The following is a 23,212-nucleotide window of genomic DNA, read 5'->3' on the forward strand; positions in this document are numbered from 1 at the left end:
GTGATGACGACCGTGCTCCAGAAGAACTCCAAGCAGCGAGGACCGCGGTGAAGCGTGTTCTCCCAAACGTGCTCCCTGTTCCTCCTATCTCGCGTCCTGCGCCTCCTATCTCGCGTCCTGCGCCGAACGGCGCGGCTCTTGCGTCGCGGGAGGATGCGCGGTCACGGGCTTTGGCGATGAGCGCGGAGGGTATATCGAAACGGCAGATCGCCAGCGAACTCGGTGTGCACCCCACGACGGTGGGCCGCTGGCTGAACGCACCTGACCGTCGACAGGACGGAGACTCCCATGACTGACCCAACGAACTTCATCCCCGTGGCCCGTGAAATGCGTCGCCCCGATGCCGACCCAACCCCGGAGACCACTGCGGCGCTGGCTGAAGAGCGTCGGGCGAGCGAGTTCGCCACCCACGGCGACCCGACGCTCTCCCGCCACGACGTCGATCCGGTCTCGAAGCGTCCGGGCGTGCAGTGGGTGCGCCCCACCGATCTTGCTGCTCGCGCCGCGGGGAGCATCGTCGACCGCGGCGCAGACCTGAACAGCCGTCTCCATGCGGCTGTCCTCGAAGGCGTCCGCGACGGGCGCGCCCACTTGCAGGAACGACTGTCCAGACGTCAAACCCAGTTGGATCCAGATACTTCCCAGACGGCAACGCTCCAGCGTCCGCTCGGGAGAACGGGGGTGAGCCGATGAGTGCTCCTCGTCCCGGCACCATCCAGGTACCGCACGACATCCCAACCCGCTAACCACAGCTCCCCGCCGCCCCGACTGCGCACACGCGCCCGGCGGCACCATCACAGACCCCGGGCACCGGGCACGTCTGCCGCTTCCCCTATGCCACCACGCCAGAAATATCGCAGGTGAGGAACGCTGCAACGGCTGTGATTCCGGGCGAAGCGGCCCTTGTCGAAGGTTTCGCGGGATGGGTGTCGTACCTACCCATCACCGACAGACATTTTCTCTTGAGGGAGTCGCTATGAACCACCACCACTACTCATCCCAGAACCACACACCGGTCCCAGATTTCACCACCGGGGAGGGGCTCCGTGAGCTGCTCACCGAGTTGAACGAACACAACGCGTGGGTGACAAGCCCGATCGCGGCGGAACTGATGGTCTACGCCACCCAGAAGTACACGCCAATCGCGAAAGCCTGGCACCGAGAACCCGCCGACGCCGCGTATGAGGCGTTCGTCGCGATGCGGCAACGCACCACGCTGCGCGCCGATGACCCGTGGGCGGTGATCACCCGGGCGGTCGCGCTCGGGATTGCCGCCGAAGTCCACGCCGACCGCAACATGACCTCCCAAGACAAAGCACGCAGACCCTCAAAACGTCCCAGCGAGGAGCCGATGCGGGCCGGACACTACGAGGAGTTCTTCTACGACGTCCACCCCCACGCCCACTCCCTCTACGCTAGGGACGTCGACGGCGACGAGGATCATTCGGCGGATCGGGTCATCCGCGCCACCTGCGTGTTCCTGGTCCTCACCGACTGGCCCGCACGCCCGGTCGAGCAAGCCGTGGACTACATCGCCCACCGGGTCGCCGGGTTATCCTCGCGTGACTCTGCGGCAGAGATCGTGTCGAAGGAACGACACATCGCGATCCGCCTCGGCTATACCCCCGACGAGTGGGCGGCACTCGTACGGCTCGTCATCGGCACAAAGACCGGGAAACGGAAGACCGGCCAGTACGGGCTCTTCGCCCGCGTGCTCCTCGGGGACGACGTCGCCGATCTCCTCCGCGACGAAGGCCTCGTCGAAACTTCCCGGCGCAGTGCGTGCGTACCTGCGGGGCAGGACGGAGGGCAGTCGCTGTGAGTCGTGGGCATTTGATTCTGGAACACGCGATCGACCAACTCAAGCGCGGCTCCCAATACCGCCGTGACCTGGACGATGATCTGGACGATTTGTGTGCGTCAATCCAACGCACCGGGGTGTTGAACCCTCCCGCGGTCACCGACGAGTACGTGATCATCACCGGGAACCGCAGGGTCGCGGCGATGGAGAAACTCGGCATGCGTGTCACCCCGGTCTGGGTGGTCCCTGGCGTCTCCGACAAGCTCTCCTACGTCCTCGCGATCCGCGACGAGCAGACCCTCCAGAAAACGCTCAAACCGCTCGAACAAGCCGAACTCTATGAAGAACTCAAAGCGCTCTACGCCGAAGATGCCGAGAGACGAGACGCCGCCACCCGATTCGGAGCGGCAGGCCGCGAGCAGCACCTCGCCGAGAACCCGGGGTCCAGGGAAGGTGGGGCCGGGGGTGCCGAGTCGGCACCCCCGTGGCGCTCATCCAACGAGGGGAAAGCGCGGGTGCAGGCGGCACGGGCGGTGACCGGCAGGGATTCGCGGACGATGCTGGAACAGATCAACCAGCTCAAACAGATCGCCGCCGACGACGCTGAAGACCCGTATGTGCGTCAACACGCGGCCGAGGCGTTGTTGGAGATCAATGAGGATCGGAAGGTCAATGGCCGCTACCAGGCGGTGAAGACCAGGCAGAACTTGGCCCGTCTCACGCGCATGGCTGAGCATCCGGATACGCCCGAGCAGGCGCGCACCGCGGCCGCTACGGAACTTCGCACCCTGCACGTCGTCGCATCGCCTGCAGAAGCGGCAAAAGAATCTGGCCTCGCATTGGCCCGGGTGAACGAGATCCACAAGGCCGCGACCGATCCAGCGCTGATCGGATGGAAGGACGTGGATCCGCTGCTGCGTGAAAAGCATGCGATCCGTAAACTCGTCGACCTCCTGCGTCGCGAGCACGGCTGGTGGGACCGCTACGACCCGGACGACTTCGGCACGCACGCCGATGACGCACAGTGGGAACTCGTGACGACCTCCATCACCGAAAGTCACCACTTCCTCGACCTCGCACAACGAGCACGTGAGTCACGAGAGGAGGCTCACGATGCCGGCGTTTGAGGACCCCAAGACTGACGCCGACGAACTCGGCCAGGCCGCTCGAGGTCTCGCATACGCGACCCGGCACATCGAGACCCCGGCCGACACGTACGAGGTGCTCGGTTCTTTGTACCAGGCGTTGTCGGGGGTGGAGCAGTCGCTGCGGCAGTTGGCATCCTGGCACAATCGACACGGCCAGTTCGCTGCCACTGACAACGGCGACCGGACAGCTGGGCAGGAACACGCAGTGAAAGCGTCAGCCTGGTTGGCGGTCGCGGCAGCCTCCACTGAGCAGGTGATCCAGCTCGTGATGAAAGCGCAGGCCGAAAACGGGTACATCGCCTGGCAACCCGACCGCCACATCGCTACCGCGCCGAACCACCTCACCGCCCTCCCGGAGGCGCTCAGCCAACGCGAGGCAGCCCTGGACCCAGACCCTCCTGCATCGTCGAGTGATGCCCCCGGCCGGGGTGGTCTTTCGCGCTGAACCACCCTTTCGGGGTGGGGCGCGCACCTACCAGGTGACCCCGTATCGCCTGGCAGGAAGGCCCGCGCCCATGTCATCGCCACACTCTGAGCAGCACCGCAAGAAGCGACTGCTCATCACCCTGATCGTTACCGGCTTCGTCATCACGTGTCTCGCCGCCGTCGGGATCTACGGCCTCGTCACTGGCCCCCACACCAGCGCAAAGCCGCCCGCCGAGGCCCCCGAGACGCCATCCGCCACCACGCCGGAGCAGGACCAGAACCCGGGCACTTCGGCGCTCCCAGCATTGCCCGTCACTAACGACCCCGAGGCCTACGTTCGGGCGGTCGCTGAGGCACTGTTCACATGGGACACGTTCACACTCCTTGCCCCGGTAGATCATCGGGGCGTGTTGATCGAGGATGCCGATCCCACTGGCACTGAAACCCCCGGGCTCATCACGGATCTTGATGGTTACTTCCCGTCAGCGTCGACATGGCGAGACCTCGCCGAGTACCGCACCAACCAGCACATCGAGATCGAGCAAATCTTCGTGCCCGAGCAGTGGGCGGAAGCGATCGCGGCCTCCGGCGGGCAGATCGTCGAGGGAACCCACGCGTACACGGTCGAAGGTACCCGGCATCGTGCCGGGGTTTGGTACGACGAACCCGTGACTTCCGCGCACCCGGTCGCGTTTACGGTGTTCGTCTCCTGCGAGCCGGTATTCGAGCGCTGCCATCTGCTGCGTTTGTCCGAACTCGACAACCCTCTCCGGTAAAGGCCGGCGATGAAGAAGCTACTCGCGCTCGGCCTGACCGGAATGCTCCTCACCCCCATGGTGGGGCTACTGGGCGTCGGAGTATTAGTGAATCCGGCGGTGATCAACCAGGCGAACTGCATCGCCACCGGCATCACCCTGGGCCCCATTCCCGACTCACTCCAAGTGACCGCCAAGGACGGGTCGACGTTCACGCTGAACCGGCAGCAGCTCACCCACGCGGCCACCATCATCACAGTCGGATCCATTACCCCCGGCGTCAGTCGAGACGGGATCCTCATTGCGATCATGGCGGCACAGACCGAGTCCAGTCTGCGCCAGCTCGCAAACACCGGCACCCACCCCGAGTCCGGGGACTTTCCGAATGACGGCAACGGATCCGATCACGATTCACTCGGACTGTTCCAGATGCGCCCACAATCCGGGTGGGGCACCGTGGCCGAACTCATGGACCCGAAGTATCAGGCGCGCGCCTTCTACGGCGGGCCCGATGGCCCGAACTACCCAAGCCCCAGAGGGCTACTGGATATCCCGGGCTGGCAGCAGATGGACAAGGGTGAGGCCGCTCAAGCGGTCGAAGTCTCCGCATACCCAGACCGATACCAAAACTATGAACCCGTCGCCCGCACTATCCTCGACGCCCTCACCCTCCGCGGAGGCAACGGGAGTGGTGTCCCGGGGGACACCACGATTCCGGAAACTTCCCGGCTGGTGTTCCCGCTACCCACTGGCAGTTATGTGCAGACCTCAACGTTTGGTCCGCGGATCGACCCGATCACCGGCGAAGCCAGACTGCACTCCGGCACCGACTGGGCAGCCCCCGACGGCACAGCAATCTTCGCCCTCGCAGACGGCCTCGTCACCTACGCAGGCATGGTCGATGGCTACTCCGGACAGATCACCATCGAGCACACCATCGGCGGCGAAAAGGTCGCGACGAAATACATCCACATGTGGGCGCACGGCATCCACGTCACCTCCGGGGAACGCGTCATCGCCGGACAACACATCGGCGAGGTCGGCTCCTCCGGCCACTCCACCGGACCCCACCTGCACTTCCAAGTCCACCCCGGCGGCGCAAACCACCCAGCAATAGATGCGGAACCATGGCTCGCCGCACGTGGCATCGAAGGCCTCGACGGACCCGTCGGCGGCGGCCCCGGCTGCGCCATCTGACAGAGGCTTGATCAGGGTGCGCACCTGACCGGTACCCGTTCACCCTTGACCCGTCAGGAGGACCCTATGCGCATCTCGACCGTCTTGTCTTTGATCCGTGCAGCAGAGAACGTCTACCCAAACATTGACAGCGTCGGTGGACGCGGCACCCTCATCGCTATCGTCGGTGCACTCCTCACCATCACGCTGATCATCGCAGTGTTGATGCTAGTGATCTCCGGGATCGTCTGGGCGGTGTCTTCCTCCAGCGGTAACTTCCAGGCTGCAGCGAAAAGCAAGGTTGGAGTGTTCGTCGCTCTCGGAGGAGCAGTGCTGGCCGGTGCCGGGGTCGCGTGGATGAACTTCCTCCTGAACCTCGGCGACACCCTCTAACAAGGTTCGCGGCCCGCACCTGACCTGAGACCCACCGCACGGTGGCTCGCCTGCACTCGTGAAGGAGCCCCTCCCATGCCTGCCATCCTCGAAACTCTCACCGTCCTCGCCACTGTTCTTCCGGCGAACATCGACATCTCCCCAAACGACTCTGGACTGCCAGGCATCGCAGCCCTTCGGACCGTGGTCGGGGCCGTGATGACCATCGGGTTGATCCTGTCCGTCCTTGCCCTGATCATCAGTGCCGTCGTCTGGGGCTTCGGCTCCAACAGCTCCAACCCACACCTCGCCTCCCGCGGGAAGATCGGTGTACTGATCTCCTGCGTGGCCGCGATCATCACCGGCGCATCGGTGACGCTGATCAACTTCTTCTGGAACGTCGGACAGACCGTTTCCTAACCCCCATTCGCATCTTCGTCAGAAGGGAGGGGTGTTGTGGCTGGTATCTGTGACGTCCCCATCATCAGCAATGTCTGCGACACCGTCGGGGAAAGTGCCGCGACCCTGGTTGCGGCACCGTTCGATTGGCTCGCCCAAGCCATCGGCCAGGCCGCCTCTTGGCTCTTCCAAGGAGTATGGGCACTATTCGACTCCACCACTCTGGTTGATATCACCGGAGCCGGATACATCGGCGTCTACAACGTGATGTTCGGTATCGCGATCTTCCTGATGCTGATCTTCTTCTGCTTGCAACTGATCACCGGCTTGGTGCGCCGTGACGCAGGTTCCCTCGGTCGGGCAGCGCTTGGGCTTGCGAAGTCGGTCCTCGGATCGTTCCTGGTAATCACGCTGACCGCGACCCTGCTGGAAATTGTCGACCAGCTCTCCGTCGGGATCATCCAAGCCACCGGAACCACCATTGAAGAAATGGGCGGGAAGATCGGGGTCCTCGTCGCAGGGCTCACCGCGATCAACCTCACCGAGCCCGGGGCGGGTGCGATCATCACGATCTTCCTCTCCTTCCTGGCAATCTGCGCGGCAGCGATCGTCTGGTTCTCGCTCCTCATCCGCAAAGCCCTCATCCTGGTTGCCGTCGTGATGGCACCGATCGCCCTGTCGGGTGCGAGCTGGGATGCGACGAAGGGTTGGTTCGGGAAGTGGGCATCCTTTGTGCTTGCCCTGATCTTCTCGAAGCTTGTGATCGTCGTCGTGTTCCTCGTGGCGATCAATCAGGTGAACGCACCGATCGACATGGACCTGTCCTCGATCGCGGATCCGATCGCGGGGATTGTGTTGATGTTCATCGCCGCATTCGCCCCCTACATGGTGTACAAGTTCATCTCATTTGTCGGCTTCGACATGTATCACGTGATGTCCGCGGAGCAGGAGTCCAAGCAGGCCATGAACCGACCCGTACCGATGCCCGGGAAACCGGACGGTGCGGGGCCGCAGAAAGTCCTCGACGGAGGAGGAGACAGCACGGGTGCAGGCGGTGGCGCTCCGTCACCGAGTTCCGGGCCGAAGCACTCCGCCGCTAGCTCAACAGGAGGCGGCACCGCAGGCGCAGGCACGGGCGGGGCTGCAGGCGCTGGTGCCGGAGGTGGTGCCGCGGCAGGTGGCGGCGGTGCGGCTGCCGGAGGTGCAGGAGCTGGGGCTGCCGCTGGGCCGATCGGGATCGCCGCGGTCGCGGGCGCAACAATCGCCAAGGGCGCGGCAGAGGCCGGCCCGAAGCTTGGCGGAGCGATCGGCCGCACCGCCGACGGACACGCAGGAGCAGCAGGAGAAGGGCAATCGCCCCCGCCACCCCCTGACCGATCCGTGCCACCGGCACCACAGGCGGCACCGCCCGCTACACCCTCATCTGCTCCGCCAGGCAGGGCTGCCGGTCGCACCTCGTCAGCACCCCCGCCACCGCGGGTGGGACCGAAAACCTAGACCCCAAAGACGTTCCCGAGAGGAGGTGACTCCCAAACCCCCTGGCGGTGCGTGAGCACGGGTGCCTGGGTCAGCCAGCGACCTGACCCCGATCCCGCTCACGCACCGCCGTTCTTCATTGCCGTTCGTACCTGACCGGTGACACCCGTTCCCGTCTCGAGGAGTAGACATGGCCACCGCATCTAGCACCGAGTTCGACCTGTCCCCAGTGAAATTCTCCCGCCTCACCAGACGGGGCATCATCCTCGGCCTCTCGCTCCCGCAGGTCATCACCATCAGTGTCGCCGCGCTCGTGTTCGTTGCCTCCCTGTACACCGGTGGCTCGGCCGCCCTGTACACGGCACCCATATGGGGTACCGCCCTCTGCTTGGCAGTGGTGCCGATCGGTGGTCGAAAAATGATCGAGTGGGTGCCGATCACCCTGCACTGGATGTGGCGAACGCGTGCTCGACAGACCAGCTACCGGCGCAAGATCGTGAAGCCCCGCCCCGCCGGAACCCTCGCCCTCCCCGGGGACGCGGCAGCGCTACGCCAGTATCAGGACAAGGAATCTGGTGCGGTGATGGTGCACGACCCACATGCCCAAACATTGACGTCACTGCTGGAAGTGACCCACCCGTCGTTCATTCTGTTGGACCCGGGCGAGCAGGAACGCCGCGTCCACGCCTGGGGCAGAGTGCTCTCGACCGCGTGCCGTTCCACCCGCATCGCCCGACTGCAAGTCCTCGAGCGCACGGTCCCCGATTCCGGGTCGGGGTTGTCGCAGTGGTGGGCGGAACACGGCAACGACGACGGCTCCTGGGTAGCCCGCACCTACCGGGAGCTCATAGACCGGGCAGGACCTGCCGGGGAACGCCACATCTCCACGATCTCGCTCAGCCTGGACATGCGTGCCGCCTCTCGTGCAATCCGCAACGCGGGCGGCGGCCTCAAAGGTGCCGCCGAAGTTATGAAACAGGAGATGCACACCCTCACCACGGCGTTGCGCACCGCGGATCTAAAACCGTCCGACTGGTACACGCCTGGGCAGCTCGCGGTGATGCTCCGAAGTGCGTATGATCCCGGTGTTGCCGCCACCCTCGACCGATCAGGAAACATCGGTCAGGATCTTGCCGCCGCAGGCCCGGTCGCGGTGGAGGAGACCTGGGAAGGGCTGCGCTCCGATAGTGCGCATCATGCGGTGTTGTGGATCTCGGAATGGCCCAGATCATTGGTGTATCCAGGGTTCCTTGCCCCGGTGCTGTTTGCGTCGGGGATCCGACGCTCGTTCACGCTGCTGTGCGACCCGATCCGCTCCGATCAGGCCGCCCGCGATATTCGGAAGAAGAAGACCGAGTACATTTCGGATGCCGCCCAACGGCAGCGCGTCGGGCAGATCGAAGACGCCCAGCAATCCGCCGAATACCAAGATGTGCTGCAGCAAGAAGCCGACCTTACCTCCGGGCACGGGGTGCTCCGCTACACCGGCCTCATCGCCGTCTCCGCCACCAGCAACGACGAACTCGAAGCTGCCGTGTCTGCGATCGAGCAAGCCGCGATCCAAGCCTCTTGCGAGACCCGACGCCTGGTCGGGCAACAGGCACAAGCGTTCGTTGCGGCCGCTTTGCCGCTGTGCCGCGGGATCTGAGCCAACTGACCTTAGGAGACGCAAGACCGCGGGTTCGCCACTGAGCGTCAAGAGACCCAGAAGAAGTCGTGGTTTCAGTAGAACAGGGGCGGGCGGAGTTCGGCTGAGCTGATAGGCAACCTGCTGGATGGGAATGCGCCGAAGTCGCGCGGCGGAGTCTGGTGCGGGGTGTTGAGGCTCAGCGGTGAAGGTGACTCATCCGGCGGTAGCGGGTCGGCGTGAGGCCGTGGAACCGGATCATCATGCGACATGCATGTCCTGCGTCCTTCCATCCGACTGTGGTGGCGCACTGCTGGACGCTCAAGTCTGTCGTCAGGAGCAGGGACGCGAGGCGTTCCGCTCGGAGGCGCTGGAGAACGGTGATGGGCGGCTCGCCGAAGGCGGCATTAAACAAGCGGACAACCTGAGATTGCGAAAGGTTCACGGCGCAGGAGAGGTCGGCTGCTGTCCACCGGCGGGCGATGTCTGAGCGCATGGCGTCAACCGCTGCGCGAACCTCTCGACGGGGGATGGTCGGCCTCACCATTCCATCGGATTGGTCGAGCGCGGCGATGAGCGTCAATGCTTCGCCGAGCAGTCTCAGGCTGGGAGCTGAGCGCGCGCTGTCTGCACGTGCGAGCGCGCAGGCTTGGTCGATGAGCATGCGCCGATGCCTGTCGGGCGGGCGAATCGGAATAATATCGCCTGCACCGTCTGCAGCCGATTCAAGCAACGCGGCAAACGCTACCTGTCGGCTACTCCAAGTAAGTTGCTGGCGCAGATAACTGGGGTCAAAGTAGAGCGTCACAGTCTCAACCTTCGGAAGCGGCTCGCCTCCGACACAGGCACCTGATGGCAGTATCGCGATGTCGCCTTCTGCGAGGGGTACGAGATGGTCCCGGTGGGCCAGATGCGTCCAGCCAGAAGTGACGAGAACGATCTTGGTCTGTGGGAATGCTACGGGCGCTACAGGAACGTGGTGCACCGCCCGACGCACCCTAAGCGGTTCTCCCTCTTGCATTGTCGGTCACGTCGATGCATGTCAGGGAATCGGCGTTCCTGGGTAGGGGTCGCCGCCGAAGGTGAACTGACTGAGGTAGCCGGGGAGGATAATTGCAGACGCGGTGATATTGACAACGATCAGCGCGACGCTGATTGCTGTCGCGATCTTCCAGTGGCGGTCACGACCTGTGAGCGGCCGATCTTGTGCGTCGCGCGTACGCCCGGCGAGGGTGAGGATCACATCGATGAGGGTCCAGATTCCCAGCCCACCAAGTGTCAGCAGCTTGATGATAGCGGTGCCGATCTTCCCGAGATAGAAGCGATCAGCGCCAAACACGCCGAGGAACTGGCCGAGCGCCCAGGTTGTAAGGAAGCTGCGGTCACTGTCCACCTGGACCTGCTCTTCATGAGGCTGGATGGTTTGCGAGTCGGTCATGATGTAGTCGCTTTCTTCTGGATGATCGGTCGTGTTAGCGGGTAATTGACGGCAGCGTGTTGAACACGATGATGGCGAGGATCGCGACGCCAAGGGTGATCACCATGGCGGGGTTTCCGAAGTTGATGGCCCATCCGATGCCCACTCGTCGGGTAACGAACCAAGCGGGGTCATTGGGGTTCAGGTAGAGCAAACCGCCATACCAGTACCGATCGGTGTCGGGTTCGTCGGTGAATGGTTCGCCGTCCAGGTAGTCGCGGCGGATCGAGCGCATCTGCACCAGGTATGTCACGAGCTGATAAGCGACCACCACCCCGAAGCAGGTAAAGAACGCAATAGTCACGGGGACCAGTGGCAGCGGCTGCTCGGGGTCAGCCCAACCCGAAAGACTTAGCACGGAGCCGAGAACGGCGGTCAAGAGCGCGATCGTTCCGAAGAGACTCTGCCCGAGCTGATGCTGCTGATCGGCGCGGAACCGCGCCTGGCTCTTCGCATCATGGGGATGAACCCGCCGCGGAACGAATCTCGCCGCGTACGCGAGCACAAGCAATCCGGTCGTTGCGATGGCGCTGCTCCAGACATTGGCGAACGCAGCGCCGAGAGTTTTCGGCGCGTACTCGACAGACAACCCGGCCTCGTTCCACACCACGGGAATCTCCTCGGGCAGCGAGCCGTACGAGAACCACCCGACCAGCCCCGTCACCGCGACGACGGCATAGCTGACCAAGTACGGCCACAAGCGCACCCGAGGACGAGAGATATCCCGTCCCGCAGCGGATGCGACCATCCGAATGCGCGCCTCCTTAAACCAGTCACCTTCTTGTTTCGCGCGCACAATCCGCCTGCGAAGCACGATGAACACGACCACGGCGGAAGCGACGAAGACGATCGGCGGCGCGATCCGTGTCGCATCTTCGCTGACCACTGCGAGGAGAGCGGCGAGACCCACACTTGCCAAACCGATACACCCCACGACGATGCGGAAACGTGTTGCTGTGGACTGGATAACCGGCTCATCAATTCGCTCGCCGGGAACACTCACTCCCATCGGCATCGTCGGACGTGACAACGAAGGCATAGCAAGAAACACGGCATTAAGTAGGACCAGCTCTGCCAGCACAGACTGAAATGCCCCGGTTGCAAAGTTCACGGAGTATCCTCCGCGTGGGCCCGTGCATTTGAATACTGCGCTCGGACAATGTCCGCCACGATCCCCGCTACTTGGTCCATCACCTCAGCATCTGTGAGGCCTTGCGCGATAGCTTCCGAGAGCAGCGTCCGAGCCCGACCCTGCCATTGCTCGATGAAACCTTGCGATGTGCCTTGCCCAGGACCGCGAGAGACCACAGAACCGGACTTGTGGTTCGTGCGAATGAGCCCATCTTGCCGAAGAGCGTCGTACGCTTTCGCCACCGTCGCGCTATTGATTCCGAACATCGTCGCGAGCTGTCGAACCGAAACCAGAGTGTCCTCCGGGCGCAGCTCGCCGGACGCAATTGCCTCAACAATCCGATCCCGAATCTGCTGATAGATCGGAACCTCCGAACGCGGATCAACTTCGATCACGAAGCCCCCTGTCTTACCTGTACTACAACACATCATACAGAAGATGCCGTCTGGGTGGAGGATCAGGCCGGAGATGAAGAGCCACCGAAAGCGTTGAGGAAAGTGCTAAGAGTCGTCAAGGCCGGGGTATCGCATTGAATGTATCCACACGGTAGGTGTCGTGGATCGTTGGTTTCATTCGACAAAATACCCACTTGGCTGCGAGGCACGGAGGGGTCGTGGTCAGTTCGAGTCCCCGCGCGAAGCGCTTCCACACATACCTCTCACGTAAGTCATTGAGAGGAAATCGCGCATGGCAAGCAACCGAGGTTCGAAGAAGCTTTACTCCACCGTTCTCGTCGAGGACGGGAAAGGGAAACGCCGCTCGCGAAAGGCCCGAGAGCGGGCAGCCCTACAGGTGATCGCCCGGGACCGATTTGCCCAGCTGGAGGCAGAGAGAGCGAAAGTTGCTGCCGAACGAGCAGCCGCGCGCAGCACCGACTACCTCCCCAGAGGAGGTGAAACAGGGCCGGCCGCTTTGCGCTCGTATCGGCAGTTTCGAGTGCCACCGCATCAGGACACCTCCGCGACATTGCAGGGTGCGTATCCGTTCCTCGCCGAGGGCGGACTCGGCTCGCAAGGTGTATTCGTGGGGCAGGATATGTACTCCGGTGGCAGCTTCGTCTACGACCCGTGGGTGCTCTACCAGCGCGGCATCATTACCGCCCCGAACCTCGTCCTGGCGGGGATCGTCGGTTCTGGGAAGTCGTCGCTGGCGAAATCGCTGTACACCCGGTCGATCCCGTTCGGTCGACGTGTCTATGTCCCTGGGGACCCGAAGGGTGAGCACACCGCAGTCGCCGAAGCCGTCGGCGGGAAAGCAATCATCCTCGGCCACGGACTCCGCAACCGCCTGAACCCCCTCGATGAGGGATACCGACCTGGCGGGCTCTCCGACCCCGAATGGGCCTCCACCGTCGCTTCACGCCGCCGCGACCTGATCGGAGCCCTCGCCGAGACTGTGCTGGAACGCGCCTTGTCACCACTGGAGCACACCGTCATCGACGTTGCTCTGCAAGCCGTCGTCGCATCAGCGTCAGTGCCAATCCTCCCTATGATCGTCGACCGAATTCTCACACCCGATCCGGGCGACGACGAGCGCCTGGCAGAAGATGGCCGTCTCGTCGGCCACGCACTACGCCGCCTCGTTTCCGGTGACCTTGCGGGGCTCTTCGACGGACCCTCGACCGTCACGTTCGACCCGACGCTGCCGATGATTACTCTCGACTTGTCCCGGGTCGTGGAGAACTCGACCCTGATCAGTGTGCTCATGACGTGCTCGAGCGCATGGATGGAGTCAGCGCTCCTAGACCCCAACGGCGGTCAACGGTGGGTCATCTACGACGAAGCATGGCGGCTGATGTCCCACCCGGCCCTGCTGAAACGAATGGATGCACATTGGCGGCTCGCCCGCCACTACGGCATCGCAAATCTCCTGATATTCCATAAGCTCACCGATCTCGACAACGTCGGCGACCAAGGATCCGCCATGCGCGCCCTCGCCAACAGCCTCCTTGCTAATGCAGAGTCCCGGATCATCTATCGGCAAGAATCTGACCAGATCGGAACCACTGGCAAGACCCTCGGGCTCACCGGCACGGAGCAGAAACTGCTCCCCAGCCTGGGTACCGGGCAGGGGCTGTGGCGGATCAAGGAATCCAGCTACGTGGTGCAGCATCAACTCCATCCGGAAGAGCTTCGGGCCTTCGATACGACACAACGGATGAGCCAGAGCCCGCGTACTCGCAAGGACCCTGCCAGCCCTGGGGGCCTGTCATGAGATTGCATGGTGCAAGGTCCCGCACCCCTGAGCGGCGTCGCATGTCTGTGACGGTGGCACGATGAGCGGGATGTCGGAGGAAGGACTCGTTCAACACTCGACGGCGTTGGTGGCCGGGCTGGAAGCGATCGTGCAGCGATACCAGGAACACGTCATTTTCGCGTGGGAGGACCCCGTCACCTTCGGAGGTGGCCACTTTGTGCTGTATCCGGAATCAGGTTCGATGACCCGGTTCGCGATCGAGGAGAAATACACGGGAACCGATTGGTCGGACGATGACCGAGTGGCAACCTCGTGGACATGGGACTCACAGGCACGAGTCCGGCAGCCAACTGGCGACTATCCCTGGGTGTCTCTCGCACACGGCGAAGTCACTCCCGGTGATTACCAACGACTACTGGGCCTCGCCGAGAGTTGGGCGAAGACCACCTACGATCATGCTGAACGGGAACAGGCCCTCACTGCTGATCCCGTCACCGCGACGGGCATCGATCGGATGGGCGGGCCGCGCACCTTGTTGACATGACCCCAAGAAATAGTCCGCTAATGTCTTCCCTCGCTTTCGTTCGTTCGGATGTGATCGTATGAGTCTGCGCCGCGCCCGCCGTACCCTGCAGAACCCGCCCACCTCACCGTCAAACCAACACAAAGAAGTAGTCGTGGTGCCACCGGTGCTTCCACAGATCCTCCTCGAGGCAATCAACTCCGACACACTCATCGCCACTGTCAACGGAGATAAGCTCTCGGCCACCCCGATCCGGCGAAGTGACATCACGCAGACCCTTACCGAGCTCATCATGCGGCTCGGATCACCGACGCGGGTGGAAGTGCGGGAGCTAGACGGCAGCATTCACGCTGATATCCTTACTGCACCTGCACAGCAGCCTCGGTCACCGTTTGCCCCGCCGCCCGATGTACCCACGGCAGTGGTTCTACCAAGCCTGTTGGAGTTCGCCGCCGATGGGTTCGTGCCCGGCGAGGATGTTGCCCTTGCCTTGGTCCTCCGTCACTCTTCCGCAGGATCGACAGGTGAAGCCCGGGTGCTCTTAGACCGTGGAGAGAAACCAGTCGTCACGGGTGAGGTGATTCTGCTCGGCCGGATCTCGGGCACCACATCGGTGCAGCGGATCGACTGACCCAGCATTGCATCCCGCACCTGTTCTCCTGACCCCGCACACACTGTTGCGGGGTCAGGAAGGTGACCCGTCATGTCTGGTCCTGTGCAAGCAAAACCCGCCAACGATCTCTTCATCAACCTCGCCCTCGGCACCCTCATTGCCGCTGCCGGCTTCACTGGACTCCTGCGTGTCGCAGGCAGCGTTGCGGCATTCCTAAACGGCCTGCCAGAACCCACCGAAGGATTTACCTCCGGAGTTGGCGTTCTCACCACACCCACTGATCCTGGGGCTGCGCTCGGCGCTGAGGGCCTCAACCCGATCCTCTACTGGATCACCGTCACCCTGTTTCTTGGGATCCTCGGGACGGCAGGCTCCTTAGTGTGGCGGGCCATCCACCAGGCCCGATCGAAAACCAATCCGCACCGGCTCGCTGGCACCGCGACAGCAGCCGAGGTCGCCCGGGTTGCCTCGGCAAAAGCACTCGTGAAGAAGGCAGCAACGCTGCGTCCTTCCCTAATCGGAAAGCCGGCCCCTGCTGATGTCGGATATCTCCTCGGCACCGGCAAAGGCGGTCAAGTATGGGCCACGGTGGAAGACAGCATCCTGCTGATCGGGCCACCCCGTTCGGGGAAGGGCTTGCATGTGGTCATCAACGCGATTCTCGACGCACCCGGTGCGGTCATCACGACCTCCACCCGCCCCGACAACCTCACCGCTACGTTGAAAGCGCGGGCACGTACGGGAAAGGTCGCGGTCTTTGACCCGCAGCAACTGGCCCCTGGGCTTCCCGCGGGGATGCGCTGGTCGCCGGTGCGGGGGTGCCAGGACCCGTTGACGGCGATGATCCGCGCGAAGGGCCTTGCCACGGCCACCGGATTCGGTGGCGTCCAAGACGCCGGATTCTGGGAAGGGAAAACCACTGCCGCAATCCAAGGACTCCTGCACGCGGCAGCACTCGACGGGCGCGATGCAAAGACGCTCTACCAGTGGGCCCTGAACCCGACTCTCGCCGGCGACGCTGTGCGGATCCTTTCCTCACACCCTGGTGCGGCGGAAGGATGGGCGGACTCATTGGACGCGATGGTGCAGGCAGACCCCCGTACCAGGGACTCGATCTGGCAAGGCGTCTCTCTCGCGTTCTCCGCCCTGGCCGACCCCCGCGTCCTCGACGCGGTCACCCCAGCGCCGGGTGAAGAGTTCGACCCGGAAACGTTCCTACTGGGCAACGGAACGTTGTATCTGCTCGCGACTGGGGCAGGTGCGGGGGCGTCGTCGGCGTTGGTGGCGGCGTTCATCGAAGACCTCGTCGAAACCGCGAGGAAGATCGCTGCACGTTCACCCGGTGCCCGCATGGACCCACCTCTCCTGCTTGCGCTCGATGAAATCGGCAACCTCGCACCGTTACCCAGCCTGCCGACGTTGATGGCGGAAGGTGGCGGCACGGGGATTACGCCGCTGCCGGTGTTGCAGTCGCTCGCGCAGGCGCGGGAGAAGTGGGGCGAGAACCAGGCGAACGCGATCTGGGATGCCTCCATCGTGAAGATCATCCTCGGCGGAGCGTCCAACAGTCGCGATCTGCAAGACCTCGCCACCCTCATCGGGGACCGTGACGAGACCACCGATTCCGTGACCACTGATGCGTATGGGGCGCACTCGAGTCAGCGGTCGATCCGCCGGGTGTCGATCCTCCCACCCGATGTGCTGCGCACGTTGCCGTTCGGGACCGGGGTGGTGATGCTCCGCACCGCACGCCCCGTCATCACGAACCTGCGGCCCTGGCCAAAACGCGCCGACGCGAAGCAGCTTCGCGCGGACCGGGCCGAGATTGAGCAGGCCCTCCAGGGTGGTGCCAAATAGCCCGGGTCGGGGTTCGTACCTGTCTGGTAGTCCCAGCAATTCTGCGGGGCTGATGACCGATAGGAGTGAAGCTGATGACTATTCGCACGAAGGAATCCCTCTCGGGGTTCATCGCGAACGATCCGGAACTGACATTCACGATGAATGGCGACGCTCGCCTATACATGCGTGTCGGGCAGCCGCAGGTCAGGTTCGAAGAGGATGGCACGTTCACCGACCTAGATCCCACATTCACGGATCTGGTGATGTTCCGCAAATCGGCCGAGCGTGCGCACGAGCAGTTCCGCAAGGGCGACAACTTCATCGCAGAAGGCGACAGCAAGACCTACACCAAAACCGTGAAAGGGCAGCCGCAGGAACGAGACCAGTTCGTCGCGTCCCGGATCGGCCACGACAACAACATCACCCGCTACACCGTCGACCGCAGCGGCCCCGAGCGGGAAACACCACAGCAGGAGGCCCCTGCACGGGACCAGGCGCGGCAGGCTCTCGCGAAAAGGGAAGCCGAACTGGATCCTGAACCATCAGTCACTGTCAGCGACGGCACCTCTCAAAGGGAGGCCGTGGCCCGCTGACCCGGTTGCGGCGATCAGCACCCACACACCTCCACCTGGTCGTCGCACCCGGCCTTCCCTTCGCACAAGCTCGATGCGTTCACTTTCACCAATGGAGCTTCTCATGACCGTCGAAGACACCCCACTAGACACCACCCAATCAGATTCTGAGCCTGACTTCGATGGTGTTGACCTGTCAGACCTGCCGCCGGAGATCGAAGCGAAAACTCGGCAGCTCGCGAAACAGGCCTACGTGAATGACCTCGCCGCGACCTTGGCCGCGGTGCCCCGCCCGATCAACTGGCGCACCCTGCCACCAGACGATCTCGAACACGAACTCCTCGACCTCAACGCCTGGGTTGACTGGCTCCGCCACACCTACGGCCTGCCCGCTCAAGTGGTGCCGCCCATGTGGCATCGGCACCCCGAACTGCTGTGGGAACTCTCGGCGTTGCGGCAGCACTGGCTATTCTGCTTCGACCCACAATCCAAAGGCAACCAGGCCCTCGCCTGGCACCACGACTTCGCCATCGCTCGGGAACGCCTCCGCGACTGGGTCACAATCTCCGGCACCCGACTCGACCGCGACCGCGCAACCCGAATCACCCCTTGGCCCGGTGGCGAGACCGATGACTGGACCGACACCAACACTGTCGAACGTCCCGTGACCGAACGGACAAATGACTTTCTCACGTTCGTTGAAGAGCAAGTCACCGGACGACAGGCCGAGCAGGACGCAGTCATTAGAGAGATAACGAACATCGATTGGAGCGATCAACCATGACCGAAAATGTTGAGCAGGTCCTGGTTTCCCCGCTTCTGAACAGCCGGGAGGTCGCCGCATATCTGAAGGTCTCTGAGTCCACACTGTCACGGTGGCGCACTGATCGGAAGGGACCACCGTTTGTTCGGATGGGTGGCGTCACTCGGTACCGATGCGATGCCGTCGACACCTGGCTGAACTCATTGAGCGGCGATGAGCACGACTGACCCGTCTTCGCCTCCGCCGGTTCCACCGATCGGGGTGAAGGTCACCACAGACCTTGAGCATCGCCCATCAGGGATCCGGGCACGAGCGCGATGGACCGATCCCGATACAAGACGGCGAATGGCTCGCGCACTGGTCGTGCCCGATGAAGATGCCGCTAAGGAATTCTTCAAGAGCCTGCAAGCGTCATCCGAGATCGGAATCGATAAACGCATTCCACTATCCGACTACGTCGCCATGATCGGTGAACGGTGGATGCGTGGCCTCGACCCGACGTCCACCGCCGACGGTTACAAAGTCGGCCTCCGTCTACGAGTTCTCCCCGCACTCGGCCATCTCCCGCTGTCGCAGATCACCGCGGGCATGATCGACCGCACCATCGACGGCTGGGAGACCCGTCACTCCGCATCGACCATCAAGAACACAATCGCTCCCCTTGTCCGCATCCTCGATGAGGCCGTCCGTGATGATCTGATCGCCAGCAACCCCGGGCGTCAACGGTCCCGTCGCAGCCTGGGTAAGTCCGCACTTTCCGTCACCGAAGAAGACACGTCGCCCCGTACCCATGCACTGAAAGACCTCAGAACGTTGATGCTGCTCGCAAACACCTGCGGGAAGGTGCATCAGAGCTACTCCGACTTTGTCATGCTCTGTGCCCTCCTCGCTTCCCGAGGGTCCGAAGTCGCGGGACTCCAAGTCGGTGACATCGACTGGGAACAGCGAATCGTCACGATCCGCCGCCAAACGTTCCCCGGCTCCGGCGGCCTTGTCACAAAGCAAACCAAGGGCCGGGAGATCAGGCATGTCCCGATACTGCAGCACCTCGCCCCAGTGCTCGAACGTCTCACCACCGGCCGCGAACCCGACGAGCGGCTTGTCACTGGACCACGGCGCGGAGTTCTCACCACAGCAACTGTTCGTGACGCCACCAAATGGGACACCCTCGTTGCTGAACTCGGCCTGCCCAACCTCACCCGGCATGGTCTCCGTCACACAGGTGCGACGTGGCTTGCCGATGCAGGAATCCCACTGCATGTTTTGCAAAGCATCCTCGGCCACAAATCTCTGGAAACGACCCGTGGGTATCTCCATCCTGACACCCGACATCTCGCCGATGCCGCAGCCCAGGCAAATGCATTTCTCAACAAGAAGGAATCGGCTGCAGCGAGGAGCCCCGCGAAGAGCGGCAGACGCCCGGCACCGAGCCTATGAAATGTGTTCGAGATGGGGTCTTGGTCCCGGTTTGGTCCCGGCGCTTCAGAACAACCGACCATTGAGCAAATGTTCAACCCTTGCAGCACGAGGACCCGAGCCTTACAAAAACTCGTCGCAACAATAATAAAGCCCTGACGAGAAATGGATTCTCATCAGGGCTTTTCTGTCGGGCTGACAGGATTTGAACCTGCGACCCCCTGACCCCCAGTCAGGTGCGCTACCAAGCTGCGCCACAGCCCGTGGCAAAAATATTCAGTTGTATGGGCCGACCAGGATGGGCTAACCCATTTAACCCCCAGTCAGGTGCGCTACCAAGCTGCGCTACAGCCCGTTCGTTACCGAAGCAACTCCTCTATCCTAGCGCCAGTTCCGGGGCGCGCGAACCACGAGCGGGCCGCCCGGGCGTGTCACGTCCCGGGTCGGGTCGTGGGCGGCGGCTCCGCGGCGCGGGGCACGCGCTCCGGGGGCCGGGGCGGATACACCCAGGTGACCATGACGACCGAGATGATCATGAGCAGGAACCAGCTCACGATCTTCTGCCCCGACACGGGCTCCCAGCCGTCCGCCTGGTTCGGGTAGAGCCACGCGCCGCCCCAGGTGGCGAGGTTCTCGGCGATCCAGATGAACAGGGCGACGCCCGCAAAGATGACGAGTTGCGGGGCGCGGAGCACTCGTTTCCACACCCGGAAGTGCATGACGGTTTGTCCCCAGATCAGGACCACGGCCCCCAGGAGGAGCCAGCGAAGATCCACGATGTAGTGGTGCGAAAAGAAATTGAGGTAGATGCCCACGGCCACGATCGTCGTCACCCAGACCGGAGGAAAGCGCGTGAATCGCAGATCGAACATCCGAAAGACCCGGACCATGTACGAGCCGACGGCGGCGTACATGAAGCCGCTAAACAGCGGCACCGCCCCGATCCGCAGGATCCCCTCGGCCTCGTAGGCCCACGATCCCACGTCCGTCTTGAACAGTTCCATCCCGGTGCCGACGATGTGGAACATCATGATCACCCAGAGTTCCCGGCCGCTCTCCAGCCGGAACACGAGCATGCCGATCTGAAGAGCGACCGCGGAGAGCGTGAGAAAATCGTTTCTCGCGATAGCGGCGTCCTCCGGGTACCAGAGCCGGGCCGCCAGGATCACCGCGAGCAGCAGCGCACCAAAGACGCAGGCCCAGGCCTGTTTCGCAATGAACACGAAACACTCGACCAGTCCCGCGCGCATCCCGCGTTCGGCCGCCCCCGCCAGCATGCGCCGCGCTGCGCCTTCGATGCCCCGCTCGACCGGGGTGAGCCCGTCTGTCTCGCCTGCGCGCGCACCGGCCTCGCTCGCCCCCCAGGACCGCCGCCAGCGCCCGCGCAGCCCCTGGCCCGGGTCACGCCCCTCCCCCGGCATCGTGGGGTCGTCGATCACCGTCCCGCTCCCCCGCACGCCGCGGGCGAGGGCGGTGCGGTTGGGCCAGAGCTGCGGGGCTGAGTCATGAAAAAAGGCTACCGAGCGGGTGGCCCACGAACGCTGAGTGCGGGGCCCAAAACCCCGAAAATACCTCCCGAGGATGACGGCCCGAGCACCGCGGAATGACCCGAGCGGCGCGCACGCGGCCGGTCACGCCCGACGCACGGAAGGCAGTCCGCCTACGGGGCGAGGGCCAGCACGATCGAGCACAGCGCGAGCACGGCCGAGAGGGGCAGCATCACGCGCCGCTCCGCCCGGCTCGACGACAGCAGATTCTGGAACACGCTCAACACCAGCACGGCGGCGAGCGCCCAGCCCGCGATCCGGGAGGCTGCGGGGCTGAGAAACAGCTCGAGCGATCCGGCACGATCGAGCGCGATCAGCGCGAAGCCCCCGAGGAGGATCACGGCGGCCAGCGACGCGAAGCGCTTGGCCGCAGGGAGGACCGCTTCGGCCCCGCCCCAGACGAGCCTGCCGAGCGGGGCACCGAAGACGAGGGCGAGGTGCAGGAGCGCGAGGAGCCCCAGCAGGACGAGCAGGGTACCCAGCGCGGCGGCGATCATGGGGGCAGGGTATCACCGGTTTTTCCGGTGGGACAGGCCCAAAAAACACGTGTGGGCACCCCCGGAACGGGGATGCCCACACGATGGTCGGTCGGAGCGACGCTCCGCCGGTTAGCGGCGCTGGCGCTTCTCGCGGATCCGCATGTTGATCACGATGGGCGAGCCCTCGAAGCCGTAGTTCTCGCGCATCCGGCGCTGGATGAAGCGCCGGTAGCCCGGGTCAAGGAACCCGGTCGTGAAGAGCACGAACGTCGGCGGGCGCGACTGCACCTGCGTCCCGAAGAGGATGCGGGGCTGCTTTCCGCCGCGCACCGGGTGCGGGTGCTCCTGCGTGAGCTCAGCGATGAAGGCGTTGAGCTTGCCGGTGGGCACGCGGGTGTCCCAGGACTCCAGCGCCTTCTCCAGCGCGGGCACGAGCTTTTCCATGTGCCGGCCGGTGCGGGCGGAGATGTTCACACGCGGGGCCCAGGCGACGTGCGCCAGGTCCTGCTCGATCTCTCGCTCCAGGAACTTGCGGCGCTCGTCGTCCAGCAGGTCCCACTTGTTGAAGGCGAGCACGAGCGCGCGGCCCGACTCGAGCACCAGGTCGATGATGCGCACGTCCTGCTCCATGAGCGGCTGGGACACGTCGAGCATGACGACGGCGACCTCGGCCTTTTCCAGGGCGGCGCTCGTGCGGAGCGAGGCGTAGAAGTCGGCGCCCTGCTGCAGGTGCACACGGCGGCGGATCCCCGCGGTGTCCACGAAGGTCCAGGTCTTGCCGCCCAGCTCGACCTGCTGGTCCACCGGGTCGCGAGTGGTGCCCGCGAGGTCGTTGACGACGACGCGCTCCTCACCGGCGGCCTTGTTCAGCAGGCTGGACTTGCCGACGTTCGGTCGGCCGAGGATCGCGACGCGGCGGGGCCCGCCGATCTCGCGCTTGGCGACGGCGGACTCGTCGGGCAGCACCTTAATGATGCTGTCGAGCAGGTCGGCGACGCCGCGGCCGTGCAGGGCCGAGACCGGGATGGGCTCGCCGAGGCCGAGGGACCACAGCTGCGCGGCCTCCGCCTCCTGGCGGGCGTCGTCTACCTTGTTCGCGACGAGGAAGACGGGCTTCTTCGAGCGGCGCAGGAGCTTCACGACGTGCTCGTCGGTCGACGTCGGGCCAACGCGGGAGTCCACGACGAACATCACGACGTCGCACAGGTCGATGGCGATCTCGGCCTGCTGGGCGACGGACGCGTCGATGCCCTTCGCGTCGGGCTCCCAGCCGCCGGTGTCCACGAGCGAGAAGTGCTTCTCGTTCCACTCGGCGCGGTAGGTCACGCGGTCGCGGGTCACGCCGGGCACGTCCTCCACGACGGCCTCGCGGCGGCCGAGGATTCGGTTCACGAGGGCGGACTTGCCGACGTTCGGGCGGCCGACGATCGCGACCACCGGCAGGGCCGGGAGGTACACGGGGGCGTCGGAGCCCG

Annotated in this window: 26 protein-coding genes and 1 tRNA gene; 19 read left to right on the forward strand and 8 right to left on the reverse strand. The window is 64.0% G+C overall.

Features of this window, described 5'->3' with window-relative positions; translation table 11 throughout:
- Positions 1 to 68: 68 nt before the first annotated feature.
- From OOT08_RS03830 to OOT08_RS03880, 11 genes are all read left to right on the forward strand, one after another.
- The gene (locus OOT08_RS03830; RefSeq protein WP_325091299.1) at positions 69 to 296 is read left to right on the forward strand and encodes a helix-turn-helix domain-containing protein; all 228 of its coding nucleotides are present in this window, start codon (positions 69 to 71) and stop codon (positions 294 to 296) included.
- The gene (locus OOT08_RS03835; RefSeq protein ID WP_325091209.1) at positions 289 to 693 is read left to right on the forward strand and encodes a hypothetical protein; all 405 of its coding nucleotides are present in this window, start codon (positions 289 to 291) and stop codon (positions 691 to 693) included. The genes OOT08_RS03830 and OOT08_RS03835 overlap by 8 nt, the downstream gene beginning before the upstream one ends.
- A gap of 229 nt (positions 694 to 922) precedes the next feature.
- Complete coding sequence (locus OOT08_RS03840; protein ID WP_325091210.1) at positions 923 to 1,822, forward strand: hypothetical protein; 900 nt, start codon at positions 923 to 925, stop codon at positions 1,820 to 1,822.
- 11 nt (positions 1,823 to 1,833) lie between these two features.
- A complete protein-coding gene (locus OOT08_RS03845; protein WP_325091211.1) occupies positions 1,834 to 2,928 on the forward strand; it encodes a ParB N-terminal domain-containing protein in 1,095 nt (364 codons plus the stop codon).
- Complete coding sequence (locus OOT08_RS03850; RefSeq protein ID WP_325091212.1) at positions 2,915 to 3,394, forward strand: hypothetical protein; 480 nt, start codon at positions 2,915 to 2,917, stop codon at positions 3,392 to 3,394. The genes OOT08_RS03845 and OOT08_RS03850 overlap by 14 nt, the downstream gene beginning before the upstream one ends.
- 70 nt (positions 3,395 to 3,464) lie before the next feature.
- Complete coding sequence (locus OOT08_RS03855; RefSeq protein ID WP_325091213.1) at positions 3,465 to 4,151, forward strand: hypothetical protein; 687 nt, start codon at positions 3,465 to 3,467, stop codon at positions 4,149 to 4,151.
- A 9-nt stretch (positions 4,152 to 4,160) separates the two neighbouring features.
- Positions 4,161 to 5,327: a M23 family metallopeptidase gene (locus OOT08_RS03860; RefSeq protein WP_325091214.1), complete on the forward strand. Its 1,167-nt coding sequence runs from the start codon at positions 4,161 to 4,163 to the stop codon at positions 5,325 to 5,327.
- Between the two features lie 66 nt (positions 5,328 to 5,393).
- Positions 5,394 to 5,699, forward strand: a complete 306-nt coding sequence (locus OOT08_RS03865; protein WP_325091215.1) for a DUF6112 family protein — start codon at positions 5,394 to 5,396, stop codon at positions 5,697 to 5,699.
- 75 nt (positions 5,700 to 5,774) lie between these two features.
- A complete protein-coding gene (locus tag OOT08_RS03870) occupies positions 5,775 to 6,098 on the forward strand; it encodes a DUF6112 family protein (protein ID WP_325091216.1) in 324 nt (107 codons plus the stop codon).
- Between the two features lie 36 nt (positions 6,099 to 6,134).
- Complete coding sequence (locus OOT08_RS03875; RefSeq protein WP_325091217.1) at positions 6,135 to 7,574, forward strand: conjugal transfer protein TrbL; 1,440 nt, start codon at positions 6,135 to 6,137, stop codon at positions 7,572 to 7,574.
- 169 nt (positions 7,575 to 7,743) lie between these two features.
- A complete protein-coding gene (locus OOT08_RS03880; RefSeq protein ID WP_325091218.1) occupies positions 7,744 to 9,201 on the forward strand; it encodes an SCO6880 family protein in 1,458 nt (485 codons plus the stop codon).
- A gap of 178 nt (positions 9,202 to 9,379) precedes the next feature.
- On the opposite strand, the gene OOT08_RS03885 is transcribed toward OOT08_RS03880, so the two are convergent.
- The 4 genes from OOT08_RS03885 to OOT08_RS03900 all read right to left on the reverse strand — a co-directional run bounded on the left by OOT08_RS03885 (position 9,380) and on the right by OOT08_RS03900 (position 12,184).
- Positions 9,380 to 9,988, reverse strand: a complete 609-nt coding sequence (locus tag OOT08_RS03885) for an AraC family transcriptional regulator (protein WP_325091219.1) — start codon at positions 9,986 to 9,988, stop codon at positions 9,380 to 9,382.
- 234 nt (positions 9,989 to 10,222) lie between these two features.
- Positions 10,223 to 10,618, reverse strand: a complete 396-nt coding sequence (locus tag OOT08_RS03890) for a TM2 domain-containing protein (protein ID WP_325091220.1) — start codon at positions 10,616 to 10,618, stop codon at positions 10,223 to 10,225.
- A 34-nt stretch (positions 10,619 to 10,652) separates the two neighbouring features.
- Positions 10,653 to 11,768 carry a DUF5808 domain-containing protein gene (locus tag OOT08_RS03895; protein ID WP_325091221.1) on the reverse strand — a complete coding sequence of 372 codons (1,116 nt, stop codon included), beginning with the start codon at positions 11,766 to 11,768 and terminating at the stop codon, positions 10,653 to 10,655.
- Positions 11,765 to 12,184 (reverse strand): GntR family transcriptional regulator, encoded by a 420-nt coding sequence (locus OOT08_RS03900; RefSeq protein WP_325091222.1) that lies wholly within the window; start codon positions 12,182 to 12,184, stop codon positions 11,765 to 11,767. The genes OOT08_RS03895 and OOT08_RS03900 overlap by 4 nt, the downstream gene beginning before the upstream one ends.
- Positions 12,185 to 12,476: 292 nt before the next feature.
- On the opposite strand from OOT08_RS03900, the gene OOT08_RS03905 reads away from it, so the two are divergent.
- The 8 genes from OOT08_RS03905 to OOT08_RS03940 all read left to right on the forward strand — a co-directional run bounded on the left by OOT08_RS03905 (position 12,477) and on the right by OOT08_RS03940 (position 19,732).
- On the forward strand, positions 12,477 to 14,003 hold the full coding sequence (locus OOT08_RS03905; protein WP_325091223.1) for an ATP-binding protein: 1,527 nt from the start codon (positions 12,477 to 12,479) through the stop codon (positions 14,001 to 14,003).
- Positions 14,004 to 14,064: 61 nt separating this feature from the next.
- Positions 14,065 to 14,529 carry a hypothetical protein gene (locus OOT08_RS03910; RefSeq protein WP_325091224.1) on the forward strand — a complete coding sequence of 155 codons (465 nt, stop codon included), beginning with the start codon at positions 14,065 to 14,067 and terminating at the stop codon, positions 14,527 to 14,529.
- Between the two features lie 133 nt (positions 14,530 to 14,662).
- Positions 14,663 to 15,139 carry a hypothetical protein gene (locus OOT08_RS03915; RefSeq protein WP_325091225.1) on the forward strand — a complete coding sequence of 159 codons (477 nt, stop codon included), beginning with the start codon at positions 14,663 to 14,665 and terminating at the stop codon, positions 15,137 to 15,139.
- A gap of 72 nt (positions 15,140 to 15,211) precedes the next feature.
- On the forward strand, positions 15,212 to 16,978 hold the full coding sequence (locus OOT08_RS03920) for a TraM recognition domain-containing protein (RefSeq protein ID WP_325091226.1): 1,767 nt from the start codon (positions 15,212 to 15,214) through the stop codon (positions 16,976 to 16,978).
- A 74-nt stretch (positions 16,979 to 17,052) separates the two neighbouring features.
- The gene (locus OOT08_RS03925; protein ID WP_325091227.1) at positions 17,053 to 17,553 is read left to right on the forward strand and encodes a single-stranded DNA-binding protein; all 501 of its coding nucleotides are present in this window, start codon (positions 17,053 to 17,055) and stop codon (positions 17,551 to 17,553) included.
- Positions 17,554 to 17,656: 103 nt separating this feature from the next.
- Positions 17,657 to 18,316, forward strand: coding sequence for a hypothetical protein (locus OOT08_RS03930; RefSeq protein WP_325091228.1), 660 nt, complete (start codon positions 17,657 to 17,659; stop codon positions 18,314 to 18,316).
- Positions 18,313 to 18,522 (forward strand): helix-turn-helix transcriptional regulator, encoded by a 210-nt coding sequence (locus OOT08_RS03935; protein ID WP_325091229.1) that lies wholly within the window; start codon positions 18,313 to 18,315, stop codon positions 18,520 to 18,522. The genes OOT08_RS03930 and OOT08_RS03935 overlap by 4 nt, the downstream gene beginning before the upstream one ends.
- A gap of 118 nt (positions 18,523 to 18,640) precedes the next feature.
- On the forward strand, positions 18,641 to 19,732 hold the full coding sequence (locus OOT08_RS03940) for a tyrosine-type recombinase/integrase (protein WP_325091230.1): 1,092 nt from the start codon (positions 18,641 to 18,643) through the stop codon (positions 19,730 to 19,732).
- 169 nt (positions 19,733 to 19,901) lie between these two features.
- Here the strand turns inward: OOT08_RS03940 and OOT08_RS03945 are convergent.
- From OOT08_RS03945 to der, 4 genes are all read right to left on the reverse strand, one after another.
- Positions 19,902 to 19,975 (reverse strand) — tRNA-Pro (locus tag OOT08_RS03945).
- A gap of 167 nt (positions 19,976 to 20,142) precedes the next feature.
- The gene (locus OOT08_RS03950; protein WP_325091300.1) at positions 20,143 to 20,988 is read right to left on the reverse strand and encodes a DUF817 domain-containing protein; all 846 of its coding nucleotides are present in this window, start codon (positions 20,986 to 20,988) and stop codon (positions 20,143 to 20,145) included.
- Positions 20,989 to 21,371: 383 nt separating this feature from the next.
- Positions 21,372 to 21,755: a hypothetical protein gene (locus OOT08_RS03955; protein WP_325091231.1), complete on the reverse strand. Its 384-nt coding sequence runs from the start codon at positions 21,753 to 21,755 to the stop codon at positions 21,372 to 21,374.
- Positions 21,756 to 21,866: 111 nt separating this feature from the next.
- A partial coding sequence (der, locus tag OOT08_RS03960) for a ribosome biogenesis GTPase Der (protein ID WP_325091232.1) occupies positions 21,867 to 23,212 on the reverse strand: 1,346 nt, incomplete at its 5' end.

The organism is Leucobacter sp. M11, assembly GCF_035726885.1.
In the GTDB taxonomy this organism is placed as follows: Bacteria; Actinomycetota; Actinomycetes; order Actinomycetales; family Microbacteriaceae; genus JAPFRB01.